This window comes from Actinomadura sp. BRA 177, assembly GCF_013372625.1.
Taxonomy (GTDB): Bacteria; Actinomycetota; Actinomycetes; order Streptosporangiales; family Streptosporangiaceae; genus Spirillospora.
This window is the reverse complement of the sequence record NZ_JABXFD010000647.1, coordinates 1-947: the sequence shown is the minus strand read 5'-3', so window position 1 is coordinate 947 and position 947 is coordinate 1. Positions and strand designations below refer to the sequence as shown.

The following is a 947-nucleotide window of genomic DNA, read 5'->3' as shown; positions in this document are numbered from 1 at the left end:
GCATAGCCTGGGGCGCGGACGGCGAAGGCGAGGTGGCGGCCGGTGGCGGGGCTGGAGCCGTGGGTGCTGGCGGGGCTGGTGCTGCTGGCCCTGGCCGCCGGGGTCGGGATCACCGCGGTCGGCCCGGGCGGGGTGCTCATCACGGTGGGCCTGTTCGCCTTCACCGACCTGTCGCCGGCGCAGGTCGCGGGGACGGCGATCGTCACCAACGTCGCGACGGGCCTGCTCGGCACGGCCGTCTACACGCGCTCGGGGCAGCTGCGGGAACCGGCGACACGGCGCACGGCGGCGCTGCTGGCGGCCGCCGCGCTGGTGGGGACGCCGCTGGGCGTGCTGGCCAACGGCCTGGTCACCGGCCGGGTGTTCGGGGTGCTGCTGGGGGTGTTCATCGCGCTGGTCGCGGTCCTGGTCCTGTGGCGCCGCCCGCGCGACGGCCGGACGACCGGCGAGATCGGCTGGCCGGTCGCCGCCGCGGTGGGGGCGGGCGTCGCGGTCGTCGGCGCGATGTTCGGCGTCGGGGGGCCGCTGCTGAGCGTCCCGCTGCTGGTGGCGCTGGGCATGCCGGTACTGCCCGCGCTCGCGGCGGCGCAGGCCCAGTCGGTGGTGATCGCGGCCGCCGGGACGATCGGGTACGTCGCGGCCGGCGCCGTGGACTGGCACCTGGCGGCACTGATGGGCGTCCCGGAACTGGCGGGCGTGCTGGCCGGCTGGATGATCGCCCGCGCGGTCCCCGCGACGGCCCTGAAGGCCGCCCTGGTGGTGAGCCTGCTGGCCCTGGCCCCCTACGTGGCCCTGCACGGCTGACCCCGCACGACGGGGCCGGGCACGGCGCGGAAAGGATCTTGGCCGGGCGGGGGAGGGGACGTTCTGGACGGGCATCCCCACCCGTGACGGGGTGCGCACGTATCGAGGGGGCAGCACATGGGCGTGCACGGCACGGGCGGGGA

1 protein-coding gene is annotated in these 947 nt (G+C 77.3%); it reads left to right on the top strand.

Annotated elements, in window-relative coordinates; genetic code table 11:
• Positions 1-42 precede the first annotated feature (42 nt).
• Positions 43-804, top strand: coding sequence for a sulfite exporter TauE/SafE family protein (locus HUX53_RS36015; protein ID WP_176407753.1), 762 nt, complete (start codon positions 43-45; stop codon positions 802-804).
• The last annotated feature ends 143 nt before the right edge of the window (positions 805-947 follow it).